General features: G+C 72.0%; 21 protein-coding genes. 13 read left to right on the top strand and 8 right to left on the bottom strand.

Translation table 11 applies throughout. From position 1 onward, the window contains the following. Positions 1-195 precede the first annotated feature (195 nt). The gene (locus tag ABZX90_RS02180; RefSeq protein ID WP_355200889.1) at positions 196-882 is read left to right on the top strand and encodes a YoaK family protein; all 687 of its coding nucleotides are present in this window, start codon (positions 196-198) and stop codon (positions 880-882) included. Between the two features lie 40 nt (positions 883-922). Here the strand turns inward: ABZX90_RS02180 and ABZX90_RS02185 are convergent, their stop codons facing one another. Next, positions 923-2,092: a steroid 3-ketoacyl-CoA thiolase gene (locus ABZX90_RS02185; RefSeq protein WP_355200891.1), complete on the bottom strand. Its 1,170-nt coding sequence runs from the start codon at positions 2,090-2,092 to the stop codon at positions 923-925. 329 nt (positions 2,093-2,421) lie between these two features. Between ABZX90_RS02185 and ABZX90_RS02190 the strand changes: the two genes are divergently transcribed. Both ABZX90_RS02190 and ABZX90_RS02195 read left to right on the top strand, forming a co-directional pair. Beyond that, entirely contained in the window at positions 2,422-3,666 is a 1,245-nt protein-coding gene (locus ABZX90_RS02190) for a cytochrome P450 (RefSeq protein ID WP_351121821.1), read from the top strand. A 198-nt stretch (positions 3,667-3,864) separates the two neighbouring features. Further along, a complete protein-coding gene (locus tag ABZX90_RS02195) occupies positions 3,865-5,499 on the top strand; it encodes a hypothetical protein (RefSeq protein WP_355201287.1) in 1,635 nt (544 codons plus the stop codon). Here the strand turns inward: ABZX90_RS02195 and ABZX90_RS02200 are convergent. After that, a complete protein-coding gene (locus ABZX90_RS02200) occupies positions 5,453-7,501 on the bottom strand; it encodes a bifunctional glycosyltransferase 87/phosphatase PAP2 family protein (RefSeq protein ID WP_355200899.1) in 2,049 nt (682 codons plus the stop codon). The two genes, ABZX90_RS02195 and ABZX90_RS02200, sit on opposite strands and share 47 nt — an antisense overlap. Positions 7,502-7,928: 427 nt before the next feature. Between ABZX90_RS02200 and proP the strand changes: the two genes are divergently transcribed. The 3 genes from proP to ABZX90_RS02215 all read left to right on the top strand — a co-directional run bounded on the left by proP (position 7,929) and on the right by ABZX90_RS02215 (position 11,355). Next, a complete protein-coding gene (proP, locus tag ABZX90_RS02205) occupies positions 7,929-9,314 on the top strand; it encodes a glycine betaine/L-proline transporter ProP (RefSeq protein WP_355200903.1) in 1,386 nt (461 codons plus the stop codon). A 192-nt stretch (positions 9,315-9,506) separates the two neighbouring features. Further along, the gene (locus tag ABZX90_RS02210) at positions 9,507-10,574 is read left to right on the top strand and encodes a DUF2330 domain-containing protein (RefSeq protein ID WP_355201289.1); all 1,068 of its coding nucleotides are present in this window, start codon (positions 9,507-9,509) and stop codon (positions 10,572-10,574) included. 109 nt (positions 10,575-10,683) lie between these two features. Then, positions 10,684-11,355: an O-methyltransferase gene (locus tag ABZX90_RS02215; protein ID WP_351121811.1), complete on the top strand. Its 672-nt coding sequence runs from the start codon at positions 10,684-10,686 to the stop codon at positions 11,353-11,355. Positions 11,356-11,455: 100 nt separating this feature from the next. Here the strand turns inward: ABZX90_RS02215 and ABZX90_RS02220 are convergent, their stop codons facing one another. Next, positions 11,456-11,851, bottom strand: coding sequence for a hypothetical protein (locus ABZX90_RS02220; RefSeq protein ID WP_351121810.1), 396 nt, complete (start codon positions 11,849-11,851; stop codon positions 11,456-11,458). 119 nt (positions 11,852-11,970) lie between these two features. Between ABZX90_RS02220 and ABZX90_RS02225 the strand changes: the two genes are divergently transcribed. Next, positions 11,971-12,426: a DUF1992 domain-containing protein gene (locus tag ABZX90_RS02225; RefSeq protein ID WP_355200906.1), complete on the top strand. Its 456-nt coding sequence runs from the start codon at positions 11,971-11,973 to the stop codon at positions 12,424-12,426. 222 nt (positions 12,427-12,648) lie between these two features. On the opposite strand, the gene ABZX90_RS02230 is transcribed toward ABZX90_RS02225, so the two are convergent. Both ABZX90_RS02230 and ABZX90_RS02235 read right to left on the bottom strand, forming a co-directional pair. Further along, complete coding sequence (locus ABZX90_RS02230) at positions 12,649-13,308, bottom strand: hypothetical protein (RefSeq protein WP_355200908.1); 660 nt, start codon at positions 13,306-13,308, stop codon at positions 12,649-12,651. A gap of 14 nt (positions 13,309-13,322) precedes the next feature. Continuing rightward, on the bottom strand, positions 13,323-14,039 hold the full coding sequence (locus ABZX90_RS02235; protein ID WP_355200910.1) for a hypothetical protein: 717 nt from the start codon (positions 14,037-14,039) through the stop codon (positions 13,323-13,325). Between the two features lie 213 nt (positions 14,040-14,252). Here ABZX90_RS02235 and ABZX90_RS02240 point away from each other — a divergent pair, with 213 nt between their 5' ends. Beyond that, positions 14,253-14,774: a GNAT family N-acetyltransferase gene (locus tag ABZX90_RS02240; RefSeq protein WP_355200913.1), complete on the top strand. Its 522-nt coding sequence runs from the start codon at positions 14,253-14,255 to the stop codon at positions 14,772-14,774. A gap of 3 nt (positions 14,775-14,777) precedes the next feature. On the opposite strand, the gene ABZX90_RS02245 is transcribed toward ABZX90_RS02240, so the two are convergent. Then, positions 14,778-16,736: an MDR family MFS transporter gene (locus ABZX90_RS02245; protein ID WP_355201291.1), complete on the bottom strand. Its 1,959-nt coding sequence runs from the start codon at positions 16,734-16,736 to the stop codon at positions 14,778-14,780. A gap of 383 nt (positions 16,737-17,119) precedes the next feature. Here ABZX90_RS02245 and ABZX90_RS02250 point away from each other — a divergent pair, with 383 nt between their 5' ends. Next, positions 17,120-18,538, top strand: coding sequence for a peptidoglycan-binding protein (locus ABZX90_RS02250; RefSeq protein ID WP_355200917.1), 1,419 nt, complete (start codon positions 17,120-17,122; stop codon positions 18,536-18,538). Positions 18,539-18,672: 134 nt separating this feature from the next. Here ABZX90_RS02250 and ABZX90_RS02255 read toward each other — a convergent pair whose 3' ends face one another. Further along, entirely contained in the window at positions 18,673-19,335 is a 663-nt protein-coding gene (locus tag ABZX90_RS02255; RefSeq protein ID WP_351121793.1) for an HAD family hydrolase, read from the bottom strand. Positions 19,336-19,646: 311 nt separating this feature from the next. After that, a complete protein-coding gene (locus tag ABZX90_RS02260; protein ID WP_355200919.1) occupies positions 19,647-20,228 on the bottom strand; it encodes a TMEM165/GDT1 family protein in 582 nt (193 codons plus the stop codon). Positions 20,229-20,709: 481 nt separating this feature from the next. Between ABZX90_RS02260 and ABZX90_RS02265 the strand changes: the two genes are divergently transcribed. The 4 genes from ABZX90_RS02265 (at position 20,710) to ABZX90_RS02280 (ending at position 25,917) form a co-directional block, all read left to right on the top strand. Further along, positions 20,710-21,354, top strand: a complete 645-nt coding sequence (locus ABZX90_RS02265) for an HNH endonuclease family protein (RefSeq protein WP_351121787.1) — start codon at positions 20,710-20,712, stop codon at positions 21,352-21,354. Positions 21,355-21,499: 145 nt separating this feature from the next. After that, positions 21,500-23,212 carry an alkaline phosphatase D family protein gene (locus ABZX90_RS02270; RefSeq protein WP_355200921.1) on the top strand — a complete coding sequence of 571 codons (1,713 nt, stop codon included), beginning with the start codon at positions 21,500-21,502 and terminating at the stop codon, positions 23,210-23,212. Between the two features lie 289 nt (positions 23,213-23,501). Next, on the top strand, positions 23,502-25,376 hold the full coding sequence (locus ABZX90_RS02275; protein WP_355201293.1) for an FAD/NAD(P)-binding protein: 1,875 nt from the start codon (positions 23,502-23,504) through the stop codon (positions 25,374-25,376). 85 nt (positions 25,377-25,461) lie between these two features. After that, positions 25,462-25,917 (top strand): DoxX family protein, encoded by a 456-nt coding sequence (locus tag ABZX90_RS02280; protein WP_355200923.1) that lies wholly within the window; start codon positions 25,462-25,464, stop codon positions 25,915-25,917. The last annotated feature ends 103 nt before the right edge of the window (positions 25,918-26,020 follow it).

Consider the following 26,020-nt stretch of genomic DNA (forward strand, 5'->3'; position numbering starts at 1 on the left):
GCCGGTACATCCCAAATGTCCGTCGCTTACGTTCGGATCGAGCAGCAGTTCGCACAGGTAGCCCACGTCTGATCCAGCGGCGACGGACGGGGATGTACCGGCACGGCCCCGACCCACAACGCACCCGCACCGGCACCCGCACCGCCGGCGCGAGCGAACCCGCAGCGCGAGCGACCCCATGGTGGACTGACCTCCATGACCACGCAGACGGACACGCCCCGCGACCCTGAGTCACGAGGACTGCCCCTGACACCCGCGCTGCTCGCGCTGACCATGGTCAGCGGACTCATCGACGCGGTCAGCTACCTGGGCCTCGGACACGTCTTCACGGCGAACATGACCGGCAACGTGGTGGTGCTCGGCTTCGCCGCGGCCGGAGCACCCGGCTTCTCCGTGCCCCACACCCTGACCTCGCTGTGCTGCTTCCTGGTGGGCGCGGTGACCGGCGGACGGATCGCGGCGCGGTTCGGCAAGGGCTCACGCCGAAGCTGGGCCCGCGGCACGTTCGCCGCCGAGGCGGTCCTGACGGGCGCCTGCGCGGCGGTCGCCTTCGCCGCCCCCGGCGCCACCGCCACCGCGTACACCCTGATCGCCGTCACGGCCCTGGCGATGGGCCTGCGCAACGCGACCGTCCGCAAGCTCGGCGTGGCCGACCTGACGACCACCGTCCTGACGATGACCCTGACGGGCCTGGCCGCCGACTCCCGCCTCGGCGGCGGCGCGGGCCACCACTACCCGCGCCGCATCGGCTCCGTCGTCGCGATGCTGGCAGGCGCCCTGCTCGGCGCCTCGCTGGTCCTGCACCACGGCCTGGGCATCCCCCTGCTGATCGCGGCACTCGTAGCGGCGGCCCTGGCGGCGACGGTCTCGGGCCGGGAGTGAGACCCCCCACCGGAACCCCTCGCACGACGCCGAACGCCACCTACAACCGCTGAATGATCGTCCCCGTAGCCAGCCCCCCACCCGCGCACATCGTGATCAACGCGAACTCCTTGTCCCTGCGCTCCAGTTCGTGCAGAGCCGTGGTGATGAGCCGGGCTCCCGTTGCTCCCACCGGGTGCCCCAGCGCGATCCCGCCCCCGTTCACGTTCACCTTCTCCAGGTCCTGCTCGAAGACCTGCGCCCAGCTCAACACCACCGACGCGAAGGCCTCGTTGATCTCGACGAGGTCGATGTCCCTCAGCGACATGCCGGCCTTGCCCAGCACGGCCCGGGTGGCGTCGATCGGGCCGTCCAGGTGGAAGTGCGGGTCGGAACCCACCAGCGCCTGGGCCACGATCCGCGCCCGCGGCCGCAGCTTCAGCGCCCGCGCCATCCGCTTGGACGCCCACAGGATGGCGGCCGCGCCGTCCGAGATCTGGGAGGAGTTGCCGGCCGTGTGGACGGCCGTCGGCATCACGGGCTTCAGCTTCGCCAGCGCCTCCATGGACGTGTCGCGCAGCCCCTCGTCCCGGTCGACGAGCCGCCACATGCCCTGCCCGGCGCGCTGCTCGTCCTCGGTGGTGGGCACCTGCACGGCGAACGTCTCGCGCTTGAACCGCTCCTCGGACCAGGCGATGGCGGCCCGCTCCTGCGAGATGAGCCCGAGGGAGTCGACGTTCTCGCGGGTCAGACCGCGGTGGCGCGCGATGCGCTCGGCGGCCTCGAACTGGTTCGGCAGGTCCACGTTCCACTCGTCGGGGAACGGCTTGCCCGGACCGTGCTTGGACCCCGAGCCCAGCGGCACCCGCGACATCGCCTCGATGCCGCAGCTGATCCCGACGTCGATGACACCCGCCGCGATCATGTTGGCGACCATGTGCGAGGCCTGCTGCGAGGAGCCGCACTGGCAGTCGACCGTCGTCGCCGCCGTCTCGTAGGGCAGTCCCATCGTCAGCCATGCCGTGCGCGCGGGGTTCATCGACTGCTCGCCGGCGTGCGTCACCGTGCCGCCGACGATCTGCTCGACGCAGTCGGCGGGGATGCCGGTGCGGCCGAGGAGCTCACGGTAGGTCTCGCCCAGGAGATAGGCGGGATGCAGATTGGCGAGCGCGCCACCGCGCTTGCCGATGGGGGTCCGTACGGCTTCGACGATCACGGGTTCCGCGGCCATGGGGGCTCGTCCTCTCCTCAGGCCTGCCCGGCGGCCAGGCCCTGCTGACCCGCGCAGCGCGGGGCGTCCCGGCCCACCCACCGCGCAGAACTAGAACGCGTACCAGTTCTGTCTGCAGTTTGCTGAGCGAACCCCCCGCGCCGCAAGGGTCGTGCAGCTCCCGAAGTCGTGATCTGCACGAATCCCGCACGCAATTGGGAGGCCCGCACCTCTTGCCACTTGTAGAACCCGTTACTACCTTCTCGGCGATTCCACGTTCCTGATGGACCGTCAGAACCGCCCGCGGGAACGGGCCGTCACCACCGTAGGCGCGAGACCTGGAGTTGCCGATGCCCTGTCCAGCGCTGCCCGACGGGTTCGATTTCACCGACCCAGATGTACTGCACCACCGCGTACCCCTCCCGGAGTTCGCCGAGCTGCGCCGGGCCGAACCGGTCCACTGGATCTCGCAACAGCCCGGTGTCGCGGGCTTCGAGGACGACGGCTACTGGGCCGTCACCCGGCACGCGGACGTCAAGTACGTCTCGACGCACCCCGAACTCTTCTCCTCGTTCCTCAACACCGCCGTCATCCGCTTCAACGAGCACATCCAGCGCGAGCAGATCGAGGTTCAGCGGCTCATCATGCTCAACATGGACCCGCCCGAGCACACCCGGGTCCGCCAGATCGTGCAGCGCGGCTTCACCCCGCGCGCCATCCGCTCCCTGGAGGACGCGCTGCGCGCCCGTGCCGGTTCGATCGTCGCGAACGCGCTGGCCCAGGCCGGCCCCGACGGCGCCTTCGACTTCGTCACCCAGGTCGCCTGCGAACTGCCGCTGCAGGCGATCGCCGAGCTCATCGGTGTCCCGCAGGAGGACCGGGTCAAGATCTTCGACTGGTCCAACAAGATGGTGGCGTACGACGATCCGGAGTACGCGATCACCGAGGAGGTCGGCGCGGAGTCGGCCACCGAACTCATCTCGTACGCGATGAACATGGCCGCCGACCGCAAGCAGTGCCCCGCCAAGGACATCGTCAGCACCCTGGTGGCGGCGGAGGACGAGGGGAACCTCGCCTCCGACGAATTCGGCTTCTTCGTCCTGCTGTTGGCGGTCGCCGGCAACGAGACGACCCGCAACGCCATCACCCACGGGATGCACGCCCTGCTCACCCACCCCGACCAGTGGGACCTCTACAAGAGGGAGCGGCCGAAGACCACCGCCGAGGAGATCGTCCGCTGGGCGACCCCCGTCGTCGCCTTCCAGCGCACCGCGACCCAGGACACCGAACTGGGCGGACAGCGGATCAGGAAGGGCGACCGCGTCGGCATCTTCTACTCCTCCGCCAACAACGACCCCGAGGTGTTCGAGAGCCCCGAGACCTTCGACATCACCCGTGATCCCAACCCGCACCTCGGCTTCGGCGGCGGAGGCCCGCACTTCTGCCTCGGCAAGTCCCTGGCCACCCTGGAGATCGACCTGATCTTCAACGCGATCGCCGACGCCATGCCGAATCTGCGGCTCGCCGGCGACCCGCGACGCCTCCGCTCCGCCTGGCTGAACGGCGTCAAGGAACTCCAGGTCAGTCACGTGTAGCGGGCGCCGCACGCTCGGGCCGACGACCTCCCGGCACCGTCGGCCCGTCCCTCGGGAGGCAGGGGCATCCCCCGCGCCCGGCCCCTGCCTCCCCCGAGCCCACGACGGGGACAGTAAACGTTTTCGATTCACTTCGCGTCTTCACTGGTGGCACAGCCGACCCACCCCTTCGAAGACGTCGAACGGAATCGCCGAGCCGTGGTCTCCGCCGAACTGACCGACCGGACCGCCGTCCGGCCGGACCGCCCGAGCCCGCCCCGGAACCGTCCCGTCCGCGCGTTCGCGCACCGGCACCGCCTCCCGCTCCTGGCCACCGTGCCGACGCTCCCGTTGTACGCGGTGTGGTGGGCGTTCCTCGCCACCGGCGGCGGGGATCTCGCGGCCCAGGAGGCCTGGGCCGGCTTCGTGTCCCGGCACGGCGGATCGGCGTACAACCTGTTCTGGTACGGCGGGATGCACACGGCCAACTACAGCCTGATCTCGCCGTATCTGATGGCCGCGCTCGGGGTGCGCACGGTGACCGTGGTGTCCGGACTCGCCGCCTCCTGGCTGGCCGCGGTGCTGATCGGGCGCACCGGCATACGGCGTCCGGTGGGCCCGGCGCTGCTCGCGTCGCTCGCGCTGTGGTGCAACGTCGCCTCGGGACGCACCACCTTCGCGCTCGGGGTGGCGCTCGGGCTCGCCGCCTGTCTGCCGCCGGCCCGCGAGCGCCACGCTCTGCCCGCGGCCGCCTACGCGGCGCTCGCGACCGCGGCGAGCCCGGTGGCCGGGCTGTTCCTCGCGGTCGTGGGAGCCGCCCATCTCGGCGTACGGGACCGGGTGCGGGCCTGTGCCCTGCTGCTGCCGCCCGCCGTCGTGGTCGGCGCGACGACACTGCTGTTCCCCTTCAACGGCGAGCAGTTGATGCCGTGCGCGCGGATCTGGCCGCCGCTACTGCTCGGGCTGACGGTCACCGTGCTGGCCCCGCGCGGCTGGCGGGTGGCGCGCTGGAGCGGTGCCGTCTACGCGGCCGGGATCGTGCTGGCGTATCTGGTCCCCTCGCCCGTGGGCACGAACGTGGAGCGGCTCGCGGAGCTCTTCGCGCCGGCCGTGCTGCTCGCGGTGCTGCTCGGCGCGCCGGGACTGCGCGGGCTGCGGCGCAACGCGCTGATCGCCGCCCTGGTCTTCTCCCTCGCCTGGGTCGGCAAGAAGACCGTCGACGATCTGGAGGTCTCGACGGCCGTGCCCGCCTGGGCCTCCCACACGCACGGCGTGGTCACGGCGCTGGAGCGGCTCGGCGCCGACCGCGTCCGGGTCGAGGTGGTCCCGGCCCGCAACCACCGGGAGGCCACCGCGCTGGCCCCGCACATGAACCTGGCGCGCGGCTGGAACCGCCAGCTCGACATCGAGCGCGCCTGGCTGTTCTACGACGGCACGTTCTCGGCGGCGGCCTACCGCGCCTGGCTGGACCACTGGGCGGTCGGCTACGTCGTCCTGCCGTCCGGGCAGCCCGACGGTTTCGCCCAGGCCGAGGCTCGTCTGGTGCGGAGCCGCCCGGCCTGGCTGGAGCCGGTGTGGAACGACGCGCACTGGCGGGTGTTCCGGGTACGCGGCGCGGTGCCGCTGGTCTCGGCGCCCGCCGCTGTGGCCCGTACGACGAGCGCCGAGATCGATGTACGGATGCCGGCGCCCGGTTCGGTGATCGTGCGGGTCGCGTACTCGCCGTGGCTGCGCGCCGAGGGGGGCTGCCTGACCCGGCAGGGCGCGTTCACCCGGCTGACGGTGACCGAGCCGGGCGTGTACCGGATCAGCTCGGAGTACGGCCCGCCGCCGGGACCGGCTCCTTCGTGCTGACCTCGACCGGTTTCATCAGTGTCCGGGGCCTCGGGCCCTGGAGGAGATGGGTCAGTCCGAAGCCCGCGGCGACCACGGCCGCGCCCCCGACGGCGTCCAGGATCCAGTGGTTGCCGGTCGCCACGATCGCGGAGACCGTGAAGAACGGGTGCAGCAGGCCCAGCGCCTTCATCCACCACCTGGGCGCCAGGATCGCGACGACGAGCCCGCACCACAGGGACCAGCCGAAGTGCAGGGAGGGCATCGCGGCGTACTGGTTGGTCAGCGCGGTCAGTGTGCCGTAGTCCGGCTTGGAGAAGTCCTGGGCGCCGTGCACGGTGTCGATGACCCCTAGGCCCGGCATCAGGCGCGGCGGGGCGAGCGGGTAGAGCCAGAAGCCGACGAGGGCGAGCAGCGTGGCGAAGCCGAGCGCGGAGCGGGCCCAGCGGTAGTCGGCGGGGCGGCGGGCGTAGAGCACGGCGAGGATGGCGAGCGGGACACCGAAGTGGAACGACTGGTAGTAGAAGGCGAAGAAGTCCCGCAGGAAGGGGACCTGCACCGCCGCGTGGTTGACCCAGTGCTCGAAGTCGAGGTGCAGGAACCGCTCGATGGCGAGGATCTGGTCGCCGTGGTGCTCGGCGGTGGCCCGGCCGCCCTCGTTGGTGCCGCCCGTCGCGGCGAGCCTGACCTGCTGGTAGGCGGAGTAGCCGACACGGATCAGGAGCAGTTCGAGCAACAGGTTCGGGCGGGTGAGGACCCGGCCGAGGAACGGGAGCAGCGGCACCCGCTTCCATCGGGTGGGGACGAGTTCCGCGTAGTCGGTGGGGATCGGAGCCTGGTAGCAGGCGGAGGTGCGGGACAGGAACGGTACGACGGTGGCGGCGGCCAGTGCGGCGATGAGCACCACGTTCTCGCGCAGGGGGTAGAGCACCGGCATGTTCGGCAGCATCATCGTGGCGGGCAGCGTCATGACGAGGATGACGGCGACGGGCCACATGGAGCGGTCCGAGGCCTTCCTGCCGACGCGGCCGACGAGCGCGAGCAGCACCCACAACAGCTGGTGCTGCCAGGTGGTGGGCGAGACGGCGACGGCGACGCAGCCGGTGATCGCCACGGCGAGCAGCAGCTGGCCGTCGCGCGCGTAGCGCACCGCGCGTCGCAGTCCGAGGGTGGCGACGGCCACGCCGAGTGCCAGGAAGAGGCCGATCTCCAGCGGTCCGGTGAGGCCGAGCCGCAGCAGCGCGCCGTGCAGGGACTGGTTGGCGAGGTCGTCGGCGGCCTTGCCGAGGCCGACGCCCGCCAGGTGGTGCACCCAGTAGGTGTTCGAGTCGTGGGGCATCGCGGCCCAGGCGAGCGCGGTGAGGGCGGCGAAGGTGATCCCGGTGGAGGCGGCGGCCCGGCGGCGCCCGGTGAACAGGAGCAGCGGCGCGAAGAGCAGCACGGTCGGCTGGAGGGCCGCCGCGAGGCCGATGAGGACCCCGCAGGTGCGCTCCCCGCGGACGGCGAAGCAGCCGAGCAGGACGAGCAGCACCGGGATGATGCTGGTCTGGCCGAGGTAGAGGGCGTTGCGCACGGGCAGCGACAGCATGAGCAGGCTTATCGCGACGGGCGCGGCGAGCAGGGACGTGCGGCGGCTCACGGGGTGCGGCAGGGCGCGCGCGGCGACCAGGCCGAGCGCGACGACCAGCAGCAGGGTGCCGAAGGTCCAGCCGTAGCCGAGGGCCTGTTCGGCCGCCCGGGTGAGAGGTTTGAGGACGAGTCCGCCGAACGGGGTACCGGTGAACCGCGTCGAGTCGTACAGCGAGCCCTTCACGTGGAGGACGCCGGCGGGTCCGACCCAGGTCTCCAGATCCGTCAGCCGCTCCGGCGTGGGCGTGCTGAGGACGGCGGCGACCTGCCGTACGGCCAGTATCGCGGTGATCAGCCACAGCCCGACGCGGAGCGCGCGCAGCCGTGCTCGCGCAGTCTCCGTCGCCCCCGCGAAGGCATTACCCGCTCGTCCGCCGTGCTCCACGTTCGCCACGCCCCGTCGGCCCTCCCGACCCATTGGTTCCGGTGTGTCCCGTGTGTCCCGTACGTCATTCCTTATCAGGACCCTATGAGGCTTGCACCGCTCCCGTCGAGAGACGCACGAAACCCCCTCTTCACCTGACGTCCGCCCACCTTTTGTCCGAATGACGACAGTCGGGGAAGGGTTCGGTTGCCCTTCGACCTCGCGACATGGATCACAAGCCGGCCCCCGAGGGGGCACTCTCGGCCACCTCGTCGCCCCTGCGTATGCCGCCTTTATGTGCGCTGCGCCCCGGTTCGCACACCGTGCGTGATCCGGACGAGTGGCCCTAAGGTCGCTTTTCGGTCCGCCTCCGGGCGAGGCCCTGGTTCCGCCTCCGGGCGAGCCTCCGGTCCGCCCCCGGGCGGACCCGTCCCTGTCCCCGGCGAAAGGAAGGCCCTTGCCCACCGCGACCCCGACCGCCCCCGCGGCACGCGTCCCGACCCCCGTACGCCCGGCCTCCCCCGAGGTCACCGTCACCGACCCCGCGCTGGTCAGGCGCGCCGTGAAGGCGGCAGCGCTCGGCAACGCGATGGAATGGTTCGACTTCGGTGTCTACAGCTACATCGCGGTGACCCTGGGCAAGGTCTTCTTCCCCTCCGGCAACCCGACCGCCCAGCTGCTCTCGACCTTCGGCGCCTTCGCCGCGGCCTTCCTCGTCCGCCCGCTCGGCGGCATGGTCTTCGGCCCGCTCGGCGACCGGATCGGCCGCCAGAAGGTCCTCGCGCTCACCATGATCATGATGGCGGCGGGCACCTTCGCGATCGGCCTGATCCCGTCGTACGCCACGATCGGCGTCGGCGCTCCGATCCTGCTGCTCGCGGCCCGTCTGGTGCAGGGCTTCTCCACGGGCGGTGAGTACGCGGGCGCCTCGACCTTCATCGCCGAGTACGCGCCCGACAAGAGGCGCGGCTTCTTCGGCAGCTGGCTGGAGTTCGGCACGCTGGCCGGATACATCGGCGGCGCGGGTCTCGTGACCCTGATGACCGCCCTGCTGTCCACCGACGACCTGCTGTCCTGGGGCTGGCGCGTCCCGTTCCTGATCGCGGGCCCGATGGGCATCATCGGCCTCTATCTGCGGATGCGTCTGGAGGAGACCCCCGCGTTCGCGGCGGAGATCGAGAAGTCCGAGGCCGACCGTCCCAAGGTGCCCCTGCGCGAGATGGTCACCGGTCAGTGGCGTGCCCTGCTCCTGTGCGTGGGCCTGGTGCTGGTCTTCAACGTCACCGACTACATGCTGCTGTCCTACATGCCGAGCTACCTGACCAGCGAGCTCAAGTACGACGAGACGCACGGTCTGCTCGTGGTCCTCGGCGTGATGGCGCTGATGATGGTCGTGCAGCCCTTCGCGGGCGCTCTGACCGACCGGATCGGCCGCCGCCCGGTGATCGCCGCGGGCTGCGCGGGCTTCCTCGCCCTGTCCGTCCCGGCGCTGCTGCTGATCCGCCAGGGCAGCCTGATCGCGATCGGGCTCGGCATGGGCGCCCTCGGCCTGCTGCTGGTCTGCTTCACCGCCGCGATGCCCGCCGCGCTCCCGGCGCTCTTCCCGACCCGGGTCCGCTACGGCTCGCTCTCCATCGGCTTCAACGTCTCCGTCTCGCTCTTCGGCGGCACGACCCCGCTGGTGGTCACGGCCCTCATCGGCGCGACCGGGAACATGATGATGCCCGCGTACTACATGATGGGCGCGGCCGTGATCGGCGGTGTCGCCGTCTGGTTCATGACGGAGTCGGCGGGCCGCCCGCTGCCGGGTTCCGCCCCCGCGGTGGAGCCCGCCCGACACTGACGTCGCGCCTCCCGCGGCGCGCCCTCCGCGCCCCGCCCTGGAACCACGGCCTCCGTCGTGTCGTCTGAGTCCCTGTCCGACGGCACGACGGAAGGGCTACGGGGGATGGGCGCGGGGTTGCCGAATGGCGAACGAGGGCGGATACGGGCGTGGGCACGGGGGCGGCTGCCGGCCGTCCTCCTGGTGCTGCTGATGCTCCAGCTGGGGTCCCTGGTGGCACCCGCCTATGCCTGCGGGTGCGGCGCGATGGTGCCGGAGGCGCAGCGGCACGTCGGCGTCGGCCGCGAGATGTCAGTCGTCCGCTGGGACGGCCGCGAGGAACAGATCGTGATGTCCCTGACCGTCACCGGCGACGCCCGCGAGGCCGCGTGGATCATGCCGGTCCCGCACCGGGCGACCGTGGAACTCGGCAGCAGCGCCCTGTTCGACCAGCTCACCGAGGCGACCGCGCCCGAGCACCGGACCCGCCACCACTTCTGGCCGCACGACGGCGACTGGCCCTTCACCCACGACACCGACACCGCGTCGGCTCCTCGGGCCGGCGCGACGGCGCCCTCGGTGGAGGTGGTCGGCCGCGAGCGCCTGGGCCCCTTCGACGTCGCCCGCCTCACCGCCACCGACTCCGGCGCCCTCGGCGACTGGCTGGCGGACAACGGATTCCGGCTGCCGTCCCGGCTCGACCGGGCACTGCGCCCGTACGTCGACCTGGGCTGGGAGTACGTGGCGATCCGGCTGGCCCCCGAGAAGTCCGGCTCTCCGCTGGGCGGCACCCTCGACCCCCTGCACCTCACCTTCGCCAGCGCCGAGCTGATCTACCCGATGCGGCTCTCCCGGCTGGCGCAGACCCCGCAGTCGCTCGGCCTGTACGTCCTCGCCGCGCACCGCATGGAGCCGCGCACGGCGATCGGCGGCAACCGGCCCGAGGTCGTGTACGCGGGCCGCGTCGAGGCGGCCTCGGACCCGCTGGCCCGGTTCACCGACGGCGGCACCGACTTCCTCACCGCCGTCGACCAGGAGTTTCCCAGGCCGTCGCTGATCTCCGGGGACCATCATCTGCGCCGCACCACGACGGACGCGGCCTACCGGCGGGTGATCTACGAGGACCGGCTGCTGAGGGTGGGCGGCACTCCGGTGTGGCTGCTGGCGGTGGGCGGGGCGCTGCTGCTCACGGCGGTGGCGGTGGGGGCGTTCGTGCGGGCCCGCGGCCGCCGTCCGGTCCTGCCTCCCCCTCCGGTGCGGGTCCCGCCGCCGATCGGCTGAGACCGGCCCCCGGGCGCCCGAATCCCGCTGGCAGGCGGCGGCGTCGAGGACTAAGTTCATCTCCGGAAGTCCTTAGCGCATCTAACTAGGCATACGAAAGGCCCGGTGTATGAGCGAGTCGCAGGTCTGGAACGACGTCGACGACCACTTCACCACCCTCCTGGCCCCGGCCGACGAGATCCTGGCCGCCGCGCTGCGCGACAGCGACGCGGCCGGACTGCCCCCCATCAACGTCGCGCCGAACCAGGGCAAGCTGCTCCAACTGCTCGCCGAGATCCAGGGCGCCCGGCGCATCCTGGAGATCGGCACACTCGGCGGCTACAGCACGATCTGGCTGGGCCGCGCCCTGCCCGCCGACGGGCAGCTGATCACCCTCGAGTACAACCCCCGGCACGCCGAGGTCGCCCGCGCCAACCTCGCCCGGGCCGGCCTCGACAGGGTCACCGAGGTACGGGTGGGCCCCGCCCTGGAGTCGCTGCCGAAGCTGGCGGACGAGAACCCGGAGCCGTTCGACTTCGTCTTCATCGACGCGGACAAGGTGAACAACGCCCACTACATCGAGTGGGCGGTCCGGCTCACCCGGCCCGGCAGCGTGATCGTCCTCGACAACGTCGTCCGCGGCGGAGCGGTCACCGACGGGACCAGCACCGACCCGAGCGTGCGGGGCACCCGGGCCGCGCTCGAACTGATCGCCTCCCACCCGAAGTTGAACGGCACGGCGGTGCAGACGGTGGGCAGCAAGGGGTACGACGGGTTCGCGCTGGCACGCGTCCTCGCCTGACCCCCTCGCCCCGCCCGACCACCTCGACCGATCACCTCGACCGATCACCTCGTCCCGCCGGACCGCGCCGGGCCCCGCAGTTCCTGGGCCCGCGCGGCCCTCAGACCTCGTGGTAGAAGCCCACGTTCACGGTGCGGGGGCCGGTGCGGTCCTGGACGACGAGTTCGCCGGAGCCGCCCGCCGGGAGCTTGGCCGTCCCGCCGTACGGAAGCGGCTGGGGCGGCAGCCCCGACAGGATCAGCCGGACCTCGGAGGACGGCTCCGCGTGGGAACCCCGCAGCCAGGTCACCTGCCAGGAGCCGTCCGGGCCGCACAGGAACTCCAGGTGGACCCGGGACACGAACAGCCAGTCGTCGGGGGTCGCGAGACGGCAGACGGCCCGGTCCCTGCCCACCCGCAGCATGGCCCCGGGGTCGCTCGGCGCGTCGGCCATCTGCATCCCGGCCGTCGCACCGGCGTCCGTTCCGGACACCGAGGCCATGGTGAGTTCGAGCACGCGCGCTCCTTCGTGAGGTGCTGGTCCAATTGTCCTGGCGCGGAGCGTCGTTGCCCCACCGCCGCCGCATGATAATTCGCCCTTTCCCGTCGACGTGTGACCTCCGGCACAATGGACCCATGACCGAGCGCAAGCCACCCGGTGTCAGCTTCGAGTCCTGGGTCGACCGACAGATCCGCGAGGCGGAGGCGCGCGGGGAGTTCGCGGAACTCCCCGGCGCGGGCAAACCGCTGCCGGAGGTCACCGACACGGCGTACGACGAACTCTGGTGGATCAAGCGGAAGATGGCCCGTGAGGGGCTGTCGGTCCTGCCGCCCACACTGGCCCTGCGCAAGGAGGCGGAGGACGCCCTCGTGGCGGCGTCCGTGGCCCCCTCGGAGCGGATCGTGCGGCGGATCGTCGAGGACATCAACGCCAAGATCCGCGAGGTCATGTTCAAGCCGCCGCCTGGGCCTCCCCTCGGGCTCAAGCCGTACGACGTGGAGGAGATCGTGCGGGAGTGGCGCGCGGCGCGCGAGGACCGGGCCCCCGGGGACCGGCACCTCGACGGGCGGGGAAAAGGCGGAGCCACGTGAGACCGCGGAGGACCGCGGGAGCACCGCACGGAATCCGGCGAGGCCCCGCCGCACGGTGAACCGCGCGGCACACGCACAGACCCATCGGTGCGCGCGGACCACGTGAGGCCCCACGAACATCGCGAGGCCCTACGAACATCGAGGGGCCCTGCGAAAGCCGTGAGGCCGCGTCCCGGGGCATGGTCCGGGACGCGGCCTCACCGGTGAGTTGTCCGGGCCGGCTCAGATCTTCAGGAGCCGCTCGGTCATCTCGCGGTAGTCCCGCAGGGCGAGCCGGAGCTGCTCCGTGTCGGAGGCCGCCGCCCTGCCGTCGCCGCCCGAGTTCCAGGACGTCCGCAGGGCGCGCCGCCGCCGGGTCACGGCTTCCGTGAGCCGGCCCGCGAGCTCTTCCAGTACGTGGTCGGCCTCCTCGACGGAGGCCTGCGGCCCGTCGACGAACCGGCCGACGGCGTGCCGCATCCGCAGCGAGAACTTGTCGTACGCGTCCAGCGGCAGCAGCCGCTCGTCGCGCCCGGGGGGATCGCCCGCACCCCCGCGCGAATCCGCACGCCCACCCGAATCCGTACGGCCCTCGGCGTCCGCCGGGCCGCTCCTCGGGTGCGCTCCTGCGGTCACCTCGCGGGCCGGGACGCCGGTCCTGGCCCGGTCGCCCGGGGCGGGTCCGGCGGTCGCGGGATCCACGTGGCCCTTCAGTGCCTCGCGGCGCGACACGTCCTCGGCCTCCCCGGCCTCCCCGCGCTTCCCGACGGCGCGGTCCGTCGTGCCCTCGCCGGCCGTCGCCCGGTCGTCCGGGGAGCGCTCGGCGGGGACCGGGGTCACACGGCCCTTCACGGCGGCGGCCTCACGGGACGGGGTCCGCTCAGGTTCCTGGTCTGGCTTCATGATGCTCACCTTCCTCAACTCCCCTTCGCCTGACGCCTGGTGAAGGACCAGGGCAGGTGGGAGCGAGTGTCGGGGGTGGAAGTCTCGGTGCTCTCGGTGCCCTCCGGGCGGGCGGCTGGGGGCTCGCTCACGTCGTCCGTGCCGTGCGCGCGGCCGGGGGCGGTGTCCTGACGGGTCGGGGTCAGCAGGTCGTCGAAGAGGGCGCGGGCCTCCAGCATGGCCTCGCGCATCTGCTCGGTGTCGGCGCCGCCGTTCTGGCCCGCGCCGGTGCGGGCCAGAACGGCACGGTGCACGCGGCGGTAGCCGTGGACGTGGTGTCCGTGATGAACGGAGAGCGCGGAGACCTGCTCCTCGTACCGGCCCCCGTCGGGGAACCCGCGCGCTCCGGCCAGCTCACCGAGCAGCCGGTCGGCCTCGGCCACCGCCTCACGCGGCGAGTCGACGAAGCGCTCCTGGGCGGCCGTCCAGCCGGCCGCGTACCGTTCACGGGCCGCGGGTTCCAGCGGCCGCTCGCGCAGGGCGCCGTGCCGCTTCACGCGCTCGGTGAGGTCGCGTTCGGCGGCCTGGGTGTCGCCGTCGTGCCGGGCGACGGTCCGGTCGTACTCCGGTCCGAAGCGCCGCCGCAGGGTGCGCCCGCCCGGCGGCCTTCGGTTGAGGAGCGTCAGGGCGGCCGCGACAACGGCAACGGCCGCCACGATCACGATCAGAGCGATGATCACGCCTGTGGACATGGGTGCCTTCCGGGGTTCTCGACCCAACGGGCCGGTTCCTGGACCGGGTTGCCCGGAAGGCGCTCCTCAAACGGCCCCCGCACGGCGCGACCGCCGCGACCCGGAACCGGCCGCACGCCGACCACCGGCAACGCCCGCCCCTCGTCGAGCTGTTCGGGACCGCGGCGCAATCCGGTTGCGCGCCGGGGGTGGTGCCTCATGACAATGAGCGGCATGACCCGATCGCCTTCCGGCTCGCCCGCTTCCTGGAGCGTGGCCCCCGAACCCTTCGACTCCCCCGTCGCCGCCGCACTCTGGCGGGCGTACTACACGGAGGTCAGCGACCGTTGGTACCTGCTGCACGAAGGACGTACGACGGACCCCGACGAGCTGGAGCGGGAGATCGCCGCGGGGACCGGCGGCGAGTTCGCGCCGCCGAGGGGTGTGCTGCTCGTCGCGCGCTACGACGGTGAGCCCGGCGGCACCGCGGGGGTGCGGATGCTCGACGACACGACGGGCGAACTGCGCCGCGTCTTCGTCCGCGAGGAGCTGCGCGGCAAGGGCGGCGCCCCTCTCCTGCTGGCGGCGGCCGAGGAGGCGGCTCGTGGCCTGGGCGCCCGGCGACTGGTCCTCGACACCCGCGGCGACCTCGTCGAGGCGCGCGCGCTGTACGCCCGGCACGGCTACGAGGAGACCGAGGCGCACAACGACCAGATCTACGCCGAGCACTGGTTCCGGAAGGACCTGACCGGCTGACGCTCAGCCCATTTCTCCCTCGGGCCGGCCGAGCAGCGTGCGCTCGTGGGGCCGCTCCGCGTCGGAGCCGCACATCTCGTCGTTCAGCTCCGCGACCAGCTGGGCGAGGTCGGTCGGCCGGTCCGGTCCCCACCAGTCGCCGAGGAGCTCGGCGAGGGACTCCTCGCGGGCCCTGGACAGCCTCCCGGCGACCTCCTGGCCCTCGTCGGTCAGGACCAGGTCCAGGCCCTCGCGGCGGGCGAGCCGGCGTTCCTCGACCTGGCGGGTGGCGGCCAGGACGATGTTCAGGGGCACGGCACTGTGCTCGGCGAGAAGAGCGGGCTCCGCCCACCCGTACTTCTTGATCCGCAGCAGCAGCCAGCTCGCCGCGGGCAGCAGGTCGTAGCCGGCGCGCGCGGTGATCTTCTCGTAGATCTCGCGGCGTCCCTCCCTGGTGCCGAGCACCGACAGCGCCCGGCACACCTCGTCGTACGACGACCGCTCGACCGGGTTGCTGGCGAGCGTCTCCGTGACGTCGGGGGCCGTGACGGAGGCGCGCAGCTTGTCCTCGCGCAGGAACCAGGCCAGGACGAACCCGAGCAGGGCGACCGGAGCGGCGTACAGGAAGACGTCCGTGATCGATGTCGCGTACGCGTGCAGGACGGGCTGCTGCAGATCGGCGGGCAGTTGCCCGATCCCCTTCGGGTCGGCCTTCAGCGAGTCCGTGGTGATGCCGGGGGGCAACTGCTGCCCGCCCAGCGCCTTCGTCAGGTTGTCGCCGAGGCGGCTCGCGAAGACCGTGCCGAAGATCGCGACGCCGAACGAGGCGCCGATGGACCGGAAGAAGGTCGCGCCGGAGGTGGCGACGCCCAGATCCTCGTACGACACCGCGTTCTGCACGATCAGGACCAGGACCTGCATGACCAGGCCGAGGCCCAGGCCGAAGACGAAGAAGTACGCGCTCATCTCACCCGTGCTGCTGCTCTCGTCCAGTTGGTGCAGCAGGAGCAGGCCGAGGGCGGTGACCCCGGTGCCGACGACCGGGAACACCTTCCAGCGGCCGGTACGGCTGACGATCTGGCCGGAGGCGGTGGACGACAGCAGCAGCCCGAACACCATCGGCAGCATGTGCACGCCGGACATCGTGGGCGAGACGCCCTGCACGACCTGGAGGAACGTCGGCAGATAGGTCATCGCGCCGAACATCGCGAAGCCGACAATGAAACTGATGATCGCGGACAGCGTGAAGGTGTGGACGCGGAACAGCTTGAGCGGCAGGACGGGTTCGGCCGCGCGCCGCTCCACCACGACGAAGGCGACGCCCAGGACCACGCCGAGGACCGCGAGACCGATGATCTGCGGCGAGTCCCAGTCCCAGGTGGTGCCGCCCAGCGAGGCCACCAGGACCAGGCAGGTGGCGACCGCGGCGATCAGGAACGTACCGAAGTAGTCGATGACGTGCCGGGCCGACTTCTTCGGGATGTGCAGGACCGCCGCGATCACCGCGAGCGCCACGACGCCGACGGGGAGGTTGATGTAGAAGACCCAGCGCCAGCTGAGATGTTCCGTGAACAGTCCGCCGAGGAGCGGCCCGAGCACACTCGTCGCGCCGAACACCGCGCCGAACAGCCCCTGGTACTTTCCCCGTTCACGCGGCGGGACCAGGTCGCCGACGATCGCCATCGACAGCACCATCAGCCCGCCGCCGCCGAGTCCCTGCAAGGCCCGGAAGCCGATCAGCTCGCCCATGTTCTGCGACATGCCGCACAGCGCCGATCCGATCAGGAAGATCACGATCGCCGTCTGGAACAGCCTCTTGCGGCCGTACTGGTCACCGAGCTTGCCCCACAGCGGAGTGGCCGCCGTCGCCGCGAGCAGATAGGCCGTGACCACCCAGGACAGATGCTCCAGACCGCCGAGGTCGCTGACGATGGTCGGCAGCGCGGTGGACACGATCGTCTGGTCCAGGGCGGCGAGCAGCATCCCGAGCAGCAGTGCGCCGATGGACACGAAGACGCTGCCGTGCACGGTGTCCCGGGCATCGGTCGCCGCCGCGGTCCGGCGCCGCACCGCCGACTCGCTCACCTCGACCGAGTCGTGCAGGCCGGTCGGCCCGCCCACGCCCCTGCCGGTCGGCCCGTCAGGCCCCTCCGTCCCTCGGCCGGTGGGCGTGTCCGAACCGTGCGCGTCCCCGGTCATACGGCCTCCCTGAGCCCCGAGGGTCCCGGTCACCCTCCATCCTGATCGGTGTGTCCGGTTATGGCCTGTCGAGGCAACCGGAATCAGCGATTCCGGGGGGCTGCTTGAAGCTTGTATGAAGGTCTTCCGGATAATCACTGGAGTTTTCAGGGGGGAGGGACCCACTCGTGACTGAACCGACCGGGCATGTCTGCCCCGAGTGCGCCGCACACCGGGCACAGGACGGCACCCCGTCGTGCGCCTGCAACCGCAGGGCGTCCGACGCTCTGCGCGACACGCGCACGGCACAGGCCGCGGCGGCGGAGGACTTCGAGCCGCTGCGCATACGGCCCTATGTGGAGCTGAGTGCGGAGTATTCCGGGTATTCCGGGTATTCCGGGTATTCCGGAGAGGACCAGGGGCCGGGCGTGAGCGCCGGCGCTCCCGGCCCGGCCGGAACGGAAGCGGGGCCCCGGCACGCCGCCCCGAGGACCGGAGGGCTTTCGGACACCGCAGGGGCGGGCGCGGGCGCGGGTTCTTGGACGCCGGAGGGCGCCTCCATGCCGATGAGCCGCCACGGAGCACCTCCGAACGGCACGGCGCCGATCGACGGCGCCGGACACTCCGGGGGTACAGGGGACGCCGGCGCCGGACCGGCGAACGGCGGCGACGCGTGGTCGCACGGCGTCGCACCGGTCGGTGGCGTCGCACCGACGGGCGGCCTTCCGCCGACCGGCGGAACGCCGATGCCGCCGGCGAACGGCGACGACGCCGCCTCCACCATGCAGCTGGCCGCGATTCCCGCGGACGCGACGATGCAGCTGGCCGCCGTTCCCGCTGAGGCGGTCATGCGACCGGCCGCCGTCCCCGCGGACGCGACCATGCGCCTGAAGGCACTTCCGTCGGAGGCGCGCGCCACCGACGTCCGCCTCTTCCAGGAGCGCTCCCCGGAGCCCGGATCGGGGGCCTACGCCGCCGATCGGCCGGGGCGCCGCCGACGGACCGGGGTCGTCGCCGTCGCCGGAGTCGTGGTGACGATGGTGGCCGCGGCGGGGTTCGCGAGCGGACTGCTCTCGTACGACACTCCCGCGCGCGACGGGGCACAGCCGGAGGACGTACGGGCGAGCGTGCCGGAGGTGTTGTCCGACACGGCCTCGGTGTCGCCGTCAGCGGGCGCCTCCTCCACGTCGTCCGCGCCGACGGCCCCGGCCTCCTCGCTGAGCGCGAGCCCGTCGCCGTCGACGTCCGCGTCGGACGCGTCGGACGCGTCGGCGACGCCGTCCCGGTCGGCCACGTCGGCGCCGGCGTCCGCGTCCCCGAGCGCGACGGCGACCGCGACCGGCTCGGCGGCGTCCACGGGGGGCGGTTCGGGCGGATTGGCCGTGCAGAGCCTGCGGCGCGGCGACAGCGGGCCCGAGGTGACCGAACTCCAGCTGCGGATGACTCAGCTGAGGATGTACACGCGCCATGCCGACGGCCATTTCGACCGCCACCTCGAGGACGCCGTGCGCTGGTACCAGTGGGCGCGGGGCATCACGGGGGACGACCCGGGGGTGTACGGCGCGGCCACACGGGCGAGCCTGGAATCGGAGACGTCCGAGCCGTAGTCGGCGGTCCGTGTGCCGGATTCAGCCCCTCCGGCGTTTGAGGAGCGGGGTCCGGGGCGGAGCCCCAGTGTGGGAAGGGCAGGGGCGGCGGGGCGAGAACACCCGCCGCCGGCCCGGTCCCGTGAAGGCTGCCCTCAGCCGATGTGGAGGCGGACCGTCCCGTCCGCGAGAGCCTCGACCCGTACCTCGGTCAGATCGCGTACGAGCACATCCGGCCCGTGGAATCCCGCGCGAGGGCCGACCCCGACGACCCGCATTCCGGCAGCGCGCCCCGCCTCGATCCCCGCCCCGGAGTCCTCGAAGACGACGCAGTCCTCGGGTGCGATACCGAGTTCGGCCGCGCCCTTCAGGAAGCCCTCGGGATCGGGCTTGCTGGCACCGACGGACTCGGCGGTGACACGTACGTCGGGAAGTCCGAGCCCGGCGGCGGCCATCCGTCCGCCGGACAGCGCCACGTCCGCGGAGGTGACGAGCGCGTGCGGCACTCCGGCGAGGGAGGCGAGGAACTCCGGTGCTCCCAAAATCGCGACGACGCCGTCCATGTCGGCGGTCTCCTCGGCCAGCATCCGCGCGTTGTCCGCGTGGTTCTGCTCCATGGGCCGGTCCGGCAGCAGCACCGCCATCGAAGCGTAGCCCTGCCTTCCGTGGACGACCTTCATGACCTCGTCCCCGTCCAGCCCGTGCCGGTCGGCCCAGCCGCGCCAGCAGCGCTCGACGACGACGTCCGAGTTGACGAGGGTGCCGTCCATGTCGAGCAGGAGGGCGCGGGTGGTCAGAACGGTGGTGGCCGTCGTCATCGACATGCTCCAAGGCGCAGGGAGGGAGGTTCAACGTGCCCCCCGAGAAACAAGGCGGCCCCGCCCGCCGGTCAGGGAGGTGCGGACGGGAACCACTTTGTTCCTACAAGATACAAAACAAGTTCTCTCGGCGCCACCGCCCCTGACCTGCCCTTCGGCAACCGAGACCCCGACGGTAACCCTCAGGGCACCGTCAGGACTCCCCTCGGACGCCACGGGGACACCGAGGGAGCACCATCGCCGGGACGACGGAAACACGCGGCCCGCGCCTCCTCGGACCGAGGCCGCGGGACGCCGGGACGGGCCAGGACTCAGCCCGCGACAGCCTCGTACAGGCTCCAGAGGCCCAGCCCCAGCATCAGCACCGCCGCCACCTTGGTGATCAGCGCCAGCGGCACCCGCTTCATCAGCGCCTTGCCGCCCACGATGCCCAGCCCCGCGACAGCCCACAGTGCCAGCACCGCGCCGAGCCCCACCGACAGCGGATCGTCGTAGCGCGCGGCGAGGTTCGCCGTCATGATCTGCGTGAGGTCGCCGAACTCGGCGACGAGGATGAGCATGAAGCCCGCCCCGGAGACCTTCCAGAAGGTCTGGTTCCGCGGCTTGCGGACCTCTTCCTCGTCCTCGTCCTTCTTCATGAGCAGCACGGCGGCGCCACCGAGGAAGAGCACACCGGTGAGGGCGTGCACGATCTGCTGCGGCAGCAGCGTCAGCACGCTGCCCGCCGCGACGGCGAGTGTCACGTGGACGGCGAACGCGGCGGCGACACCGGCGAAGACGTACGAGGCGCGGTAGCGCGTGCCGAGGACGAGGCCGGCGAGGGCGGTCTTGTCCGGCAGTTCGGCAAGGAAGACGACACCGAAGACAAGCGCCATCACGCTGAAGCTGATCAAAATTCCTCAATCGGTCGGGCTGCCCCGCCGAGAGTGTTGCGACTGCGCGTGCTGTGACTGCGCGACACCTCGGCACGGCAGCACACAGCGACACCCGCACCAAAAGGCGCGGGCCGAAGCACCCACGCCGGAAAGGCCCGGCACGGGCAAAGTGCACTGCTTGCCGAAGGTCTCGCTGGCCGGCCTCGTGAACGAGGTCTGCCTCCGGGCGCCGGCTCAGACGAGCTGAGCAGTATGTCGACGGTCCGGCGAAGAGCTACTCCCCTTCTGCGCCGTCCATACTACGCGACGCCCGGAACGCCCCCACAGAGCCGAAAGTCCCGGGGACGGGAAGGTCCGCGGACCCAAAGTTCAGTCGTGAACCTTGTCATGTCATGCACACGTCACTAGTTTCTAACCACGCACTTACCTCCCGGCAATACGGCGCCGCGAGCATTCGTTCGCTCGCACTCCAACACCCCCACACCACAAGGGAGTTCGCATGCCAAAGGTCTACGCGCGTCGACGACTGAGCATACTCGCAGCCATCACGGGCCTCATAGCCATGGCCAGTGTTTTCACTGGCCCGAACGCCTCCGCAGCCCTCCCCACCCCGGTCAGCGCGGCCACCGCCCGCACCTACCTCGCCTCCCTCACCGTCGCGACGGAGAACCGCACCGGCTACAGCCGCGATCTGTTCCCCACCTGGATCACGATCAGCGGCACCTGCAACACCCGTGAGTACGTGCTCAAGCGCGACGGTTCGAACGTCGTCGTCAACTCCGCCTGCACGGCCACCAGCGGCAGCTGGTACTCCGTCTACGACGGCGCCACCTGGACCGCCGCCTCCGACCTCGACATCGACCACCTCGTGCCCCTCGCCGAGGCCTGGGACTCCGGCGCCAGCGCCTGGACCACGGCCCAGCGCCAGGCCTTCGCCAACGACGTGACGCGCCCGCAGCTCATCGCCGTCACGGACAACGTGAACCAGTCCAAGAGCGACCAGGACCCGGCCGAGTGGATGCCCCCGGTCAGCTCCTACGCCTGCACCTATGTCCGCGCCTGGGTCCAGGTGAAGTACTACTACAACCTCAAGGTCGACTCCGCGGAGAAGTCCAAGCTGAGCTCGGTCCTGAACGGCTGCTGAACCGCAGCCGCGTCACAGACCGGCGGCCGCAGGTCGCCCGGGTTCCGGACATCGTTCCCCCCACGGTGTTCCCACGGTTTCCGGAACCTCCCCACCGGCCTCCGTCGTTCCGTACCGTACGGGGCGACGGAGGAGGGGGATCATCATGGCTGAACTGCGCCTGGGGCCGCTGCTGAGGTACGTCGACGGCTCGTCCGCGACCTTCTGGGTCGAGGCGAGCCGTCCGTGCACCGCCGAGGTGCGCTGTGCGGACGGCGCCCGCGGCAGAGCCCGTACGTTCCAGATCGCGGGCCACCACTACGCGCTGGTGCCGGTGAACGGACTGACCCCGGGCACGGTCACCGCGTACGAGGTCCTGCTGGACGACGCGACCGTCTGGCCGCTGCCCGACTCGCCCTTTCCCGCGTCGGTCGTCCGCACCCCCGAGGGCGACGACACCGCCGTCCGCGTCACCTTCGGCTCCTGCCGCTGGGCGGCGCCGCCCGCGGACGAGAAGGACCCGGTCGGGCCCGACGCCCTGGACACCCTCGCCGCCCGGATCGCCGCGGACCCGGACGGCGAACGCCCGGACGTGCTGCTCCTGTTGGGCGACCAGGTGTACGCGGACGAGGTCTCGAAGGCGACCCGCGCGTGGATCGCCGCGCGGCGGGGTCTGGCCGACCCCCCGGGCCATCAGGTCGCGGACTACGAGGAGTACACCCGCCTCTATTACGAATCCTGGCTCGACCCCGAGATCCGCTGGCTGCTGTCCACGGTGCCCAGCTGCATGATCTTCGACGACCACGACGTCATCGACGACTGGAACACCAGCGCCGCCTGGCTCGCCGAGATCCGCGCGACCCCGTGGTGGCGCGAGCGGGTACTGAGCGGTCTGATGTCGTACTGGGTCCACCAGCACCTCGGCAACCTCTCCCCGGGAGAGCTCTCCCGGGACCTGCTGTACGCCGCCGTGGGCGAGACCCCCGACGGCACGGACGTGCTGCGCGCCTTCGCGGCCCAGGCCGACGCCGACCCGGCCTCGGTCCGCTGGAGCTACCGCCGCGACTTCGGGCGGACCCGTGTCCTGATGCTCGACACCCGCGCGGCCCGCGTCCTGGACGAGAAGCACCGCGCGATGCTCGACACCGGGGAGGCGGCCTGGCTGCGCGAGCAGGCCCTGGACGCGCCGGACTCCCGCGACCACCTCCTGATCGGCACCTCCCTGCCCTGGCTGCTGCCCCCGCTGATCCACCAGGCGGAGACATGGGACGCCGTGCTGTGCCGGGGTGAGCGGGGCCCGCGATGGGCACGGTTCGGCGAGCGGCTGCGTCGTGCGGCCGACCTGGAGCACTGGGCGGCGTTCCCGGAGTCGTTCGAGGAGCTGACGGAGCTGATCGCCGAGGCCGGCTCGGGCGAGCACGCGCCGGCGACGGTGTGCGTGCTGTCGGGAGACGTGCACCACGCCTATGTCACCGAGCCGGTCTGGGCCGACCCCGCCCGGCAGCCCGACGCCCGGGTTCTCCAGCTCACCTGCTCCCCCGTCCACAACTCCATCCCGCTCTCGATACGGCTCGGCTTCCGCTTCGGCTGGAGCCGCCCGGCCCGGATGCTCGGCGGCATCTTCGCCCGGCACGGCCGCCGCGGCCGCCCGCCGGTCGACTGGCGGAAGACCGGGGGCCCTTGGTTCGGCAATCAGCTGATGACCCTGACGCTGCGGGGCCGTTCGGCCTCACTGCGCCTCGAACAGGCGCGGGAGGCGCGGGGCAGTGGCAGTGGCAGTGGCAGTCGCAGTCGCAGTCGCAGTCGCAGTCGCAGTCGCAGAACGGCGGGAGGTGCCCGGCTGACGACCGTGGCGGAGTCCGTAATCGTCCCGCAATAGCGCCATTCCCCATGGTTGTTGTGCGCGTCGTCCTCCATGACCGTGAGGCATGCCACACCCGGTGCGGATCATCCGCTCCGGGGCTCGGCTCGCGCGGCACCCGGCGGCATGATGAGGCGGACCGTCCGCTTCCAGTGGGCGGTCTGCCGCCCAGCGCCCCACACGCCCGGGAGTCACCCCCTTGTCCGCAGAGCCCTCCCCCCAGTGCTCCGCCGCGCCCGCACCGCAGGAGCCCTCCTCGCCCGCCGGGTCCCCCCTCCCCTCCGTCCGCCCCTCCACCCACTCGTCCGTGGCCCTGGTCGGCGCGGGCCCGCGCGGCACCAGCGTCCTGGAGCGCCTCTGTGCCTCCGCGCCCGAACTCCTCGCACCGGGCGTGCGGCTGACGGTCCATGTCGTCGATCCGGACCCGCCCGGACCCGGCCGCGTCTGGCGCACCGCGCAGTCCCCGCATCTGCTGATGAACACCGTGGCCTCGCAAGTGACCCTGTTCACCGACGAGAGCGTGGACTGCTCGGGGCCGATCCGCCCGGGGCCGAGCCTCCACGGGTGGGCGGGCGGCGAGCTCGGCCCGGACGCGTATCCCACGCGCGCCCAGTACGGCCACTATCTGGAGTGGGTGTTCGGCGAGGTGGTGCGCGAGGCCCCGCCCGAGGTGCGGATCGAGGTGCACACCGCCCGCGCGCTCCGGCTCACCGACGGACCCGACGGCCGCCAGGCGCTCACCCTGTCCACCGGCCGCGCCCTGTCGGGGCTCGCCGCCGTGGTCCTCGCACAGGGTCATCTGCCGGTACTCCCCGACCCCGCCGAGCGGCGGCTGGCCGCGTACGCCGGGCGGCACGGCCTGCGCCACATTCCGCCGGCCAACCCCGCCGACGTCGACCTGTCCCCCCTCGCGCCGGACGAGCCGGTCCTGCTGCGCGGTCTCGGGCTCAACTTCTTCGATCACACGGCCCTGTTGACGACGGGCCGCGGCGGCCGCTTCGTCCGGGCGGGCGAGGGCCTGCGCTATCTGCCCTCGGGCGACGAGCCGCGCCTGTACGCCGGCTCCCGGCGCGGCATCCCCTATCAGGCCCGCGGTGACAACGCGAAGGGCCCGTACGGCCGTCATGTGCCGCTCGTCCTGACCGAGGACGTGATCGCGCGCTTCCGGAAGCGGGCGGACTCCGGGGACGCGCCTGACTTCCTGCGCGAGATATGGCCGTTGGTCGCCAAGGAGGTGGAAACGGTCTACTACGAGGGCCTGTTGGCACGCTCGGGACGGCGCGTCGATCCCGCCGATTTCAGGGACCGCTTTGTCGCCGTCCCGCACCGCGATCCCGAAGAGGCCCGTCTCCTGGACGAGTTCGGCATCGCGGTCACCGGGCGCTGGTCCTGGGACCGCATGGCGCGCCCGTACGCGGGACACGCCTTCACCGGTCCCGGTGCTTGGCGGGAGTGGCTGCTCCGCCGACTGCGCGAGGATGCCGCGCAGGCCGCGCTCGGCAATGTGGACGGGCCGCTGAAGGCCGCTCTGGACGTGCTGCGGGATCTGCGCAACGAGCTGCGCCGGATCGTGGACCACGGCGGACTGCCGGGCGATTCACGCCGGGCCGGTCTGGACCGCTGGTACACGCCGTTGAACGCCTTCCTCTCCATCGGCCCGCCCCGGTGCCGTATCGAGGAGCTGGCCGCGCTGATCGAGGCGGGCGTCGTGGAGGTGCTCGGTCCGCGGCTCGACGTGCGGGCCGAGGACGGGGCATGGGTGGCTCACTCGCCGGACGTGCCGGGCTCGGCCGTCCGCGCGACCACGCTCGTGGAGGCGCGGCTACCGGAACCGGATGTGCGACGGACGGCCGACGAACTCCTCGCCCGGCTGGTGAGGACGGGGCAGTGCCGCCCGCACACCGTCGACGGCTACGAGACCGGAGGACTGGACGTGACACCCCGGCCCTACCGCCTGATCGACCGTCAGGGCCGTTCGCACGCACGTCGGTTCGCGTTCGGGGTGCCGACGGAGGGCGTGCGCTGGGTGACCGCGGCGGGCGCCAGACCCGGAGTGGATTCGGTCACGCTTTCGGATGCCGACGCCGTGGCGCGGGCCGCGCTGCGTGCGACGACGACCGAAGCGGAACCGGAACCGGAAGCCCGGCCATGGCTGAATGTTGAACTTGCAAGCATAGATTAGGTGCACCTAACCTTGGTGGCTCACTCGGTTCCGTCCCGCGGTCCGGCCCTGCCCGGACCGAACCAGACCGAAGGAGTTCCCCCACATGACCGGACGCCTCAACAGCGCCCAGCCGTACGCCATCGCCCTGTTCCGCATCGTCGTCGGACTGCTCTTCGCCGCGCACGGCGCCGCCTCGCTCTTCGGCGTGCTCGGCGGCGCGGTGGGCACCGACGGCGGCACCGTCGACGCGGGCACCTGGCCCGGCTGGTACGCGGCCGTCATCCAGCTCGTCGCCGGAGCGCTCGTGCTCCTCGGACTCGGCACCCGCGCCGCCGCGTTCATCGCCTCGGGCTCGATGGCGTACGCCTACTTCGACGTCCACCAGTCGGCGGCCCTGTGGCCGATCCAGAACGGCGGCGAGCTCTCCGCGCTGTTCTGCTGGACCATGCTCCTGCTCGTCTTCACCGGCTCCGGCGCGCTCGGCCTCGACCGACTGCTCGCCACCCGCACCTCCTCGGCCGCCGAGGACCAGCGGGCATCGGAGCCAGTCACCGCCTGACGCCCCGCACGAAAGCGCCCGCCTCCCGCCCACGGAGGCGGGCGCCGTCGTGCCGGCCCGCTCCCCCGTTCGACGGGCCGTTCCCCTCACCCGCGCCCTGCTC

Origin of the sequence: Streptomyces sp. NPDC002935, from assembly GCF_040611295.1 — a bacterium.
Taxonomy (GTDB): Bacteria; Actinomycetota; Actinomycetes; order Streptomycetales; family Streptomycetaceae; genus Streptomyces.

Excerpts from the sequence above, each read along its gene's own strand:
- ABZX90_RS02265 (WP_351121787.1), top strand. The coding sequence starts at position 20,710 with ATGCCAAAGGTCTACGCGCGTCGACGACTGAGCATACTCGCAGCCATC.
- ABZX90_RS02215 (WP_351121811.1), top strand. The coding sequence starts at position 10,684 with ATGAGCGAGTCGCAGGTCTGGAACGACGTCGACGACCACTTCACCACC.
- ABZX90_RS02230 (WP_355200908.1), bottom strand. The coding sequence starts at position 13,308 with ATGAAGCCAGACCAGGAACCTGAGCGGACCCCGTCCCGTGAGGCCGCC.
- ABZX90_RS02280 (WP_355200923.1), top strand. The coding sequence starts at position 25,462 with ATGACCGGACGCCTCAACAGCGCCCAGCCGTACGCCATCGCCCTGTTC.
- ABZX90_RS02180 (WP_355200889.1), top strand. The coding sequence starts at position 196 with ATGACCACGCAGACGGACACGCCCCGCGACCCTGAGTCACGAGGACTG.
- ABZX90_RS02270 (WP_355200921.1), top strand. The coding sequence starts at position 21,500 with ATGGCTGAACTGCGCCTGGGGCCGCTGCTGAGGTACGTCGACGGCTCG.
- ABZX90_RS02235 (WP_355200910.1), bottom strand. The coding sequence starts at position 14,039 with ATGTCCACAGGCGTGATCATCGCTCTGATCGTGATCGTGGCGGCCGTT.
- ABZX90_RS02225 (WP_355200906.1), top strand. The coding sequence starts at position 11,971 with ATGACCGAGCGCAAGCCACCCGGTGTCAGCTTCGAGTCCTGGGTCGAC.
- ABZX90_RS02255 (WP_351121793.1), bottom strand. The coding sequence starts at position 19,335 with ATGACGACGGCCACCACCGTTCTGACCACCCGCGCCCTCCTGCTCGAC.
- ABZX90_RS02245 (WP_355201291.1), bottom strand. The coding sequence starts at position 16,736 with ATGCTGCTCGCCGCCCTGGACCAGACGATCGTGTCCACCGCGCTGCCG.
- ABZX90_RS02185 (WP_355200891.1), bottom strand. The coding sequence starts at position 2,092 with ATGGCCGCGGAACCCGTGATCGTCGAAGCCGTACGGACCCCCATCGGC.
- ABZX90_RS02210 (WP_355201289.1), top strand. The coding sequence starts at position 9,507 with ATGCTCCAGCTGGGGTCCCTGGTGGCACCCGCCTATGCCTGCGGGTGC.
- ABZX90_RS02190 (WP_351121821.1), top strand. The coding sequence starts at position 2,422 with ATGCCCTGTCCAGCGCTGCCCGACGGGTTCGATTTCACCGACCCAGAT.
- ABZX90_RS02240 (WP_355200913.1), top strand. The coding sequence starts at position 14,253 with ATGACCCGATCGCCTTCCGGCTCGCCCGCTTCCTGGAGCGTGGCCCCC.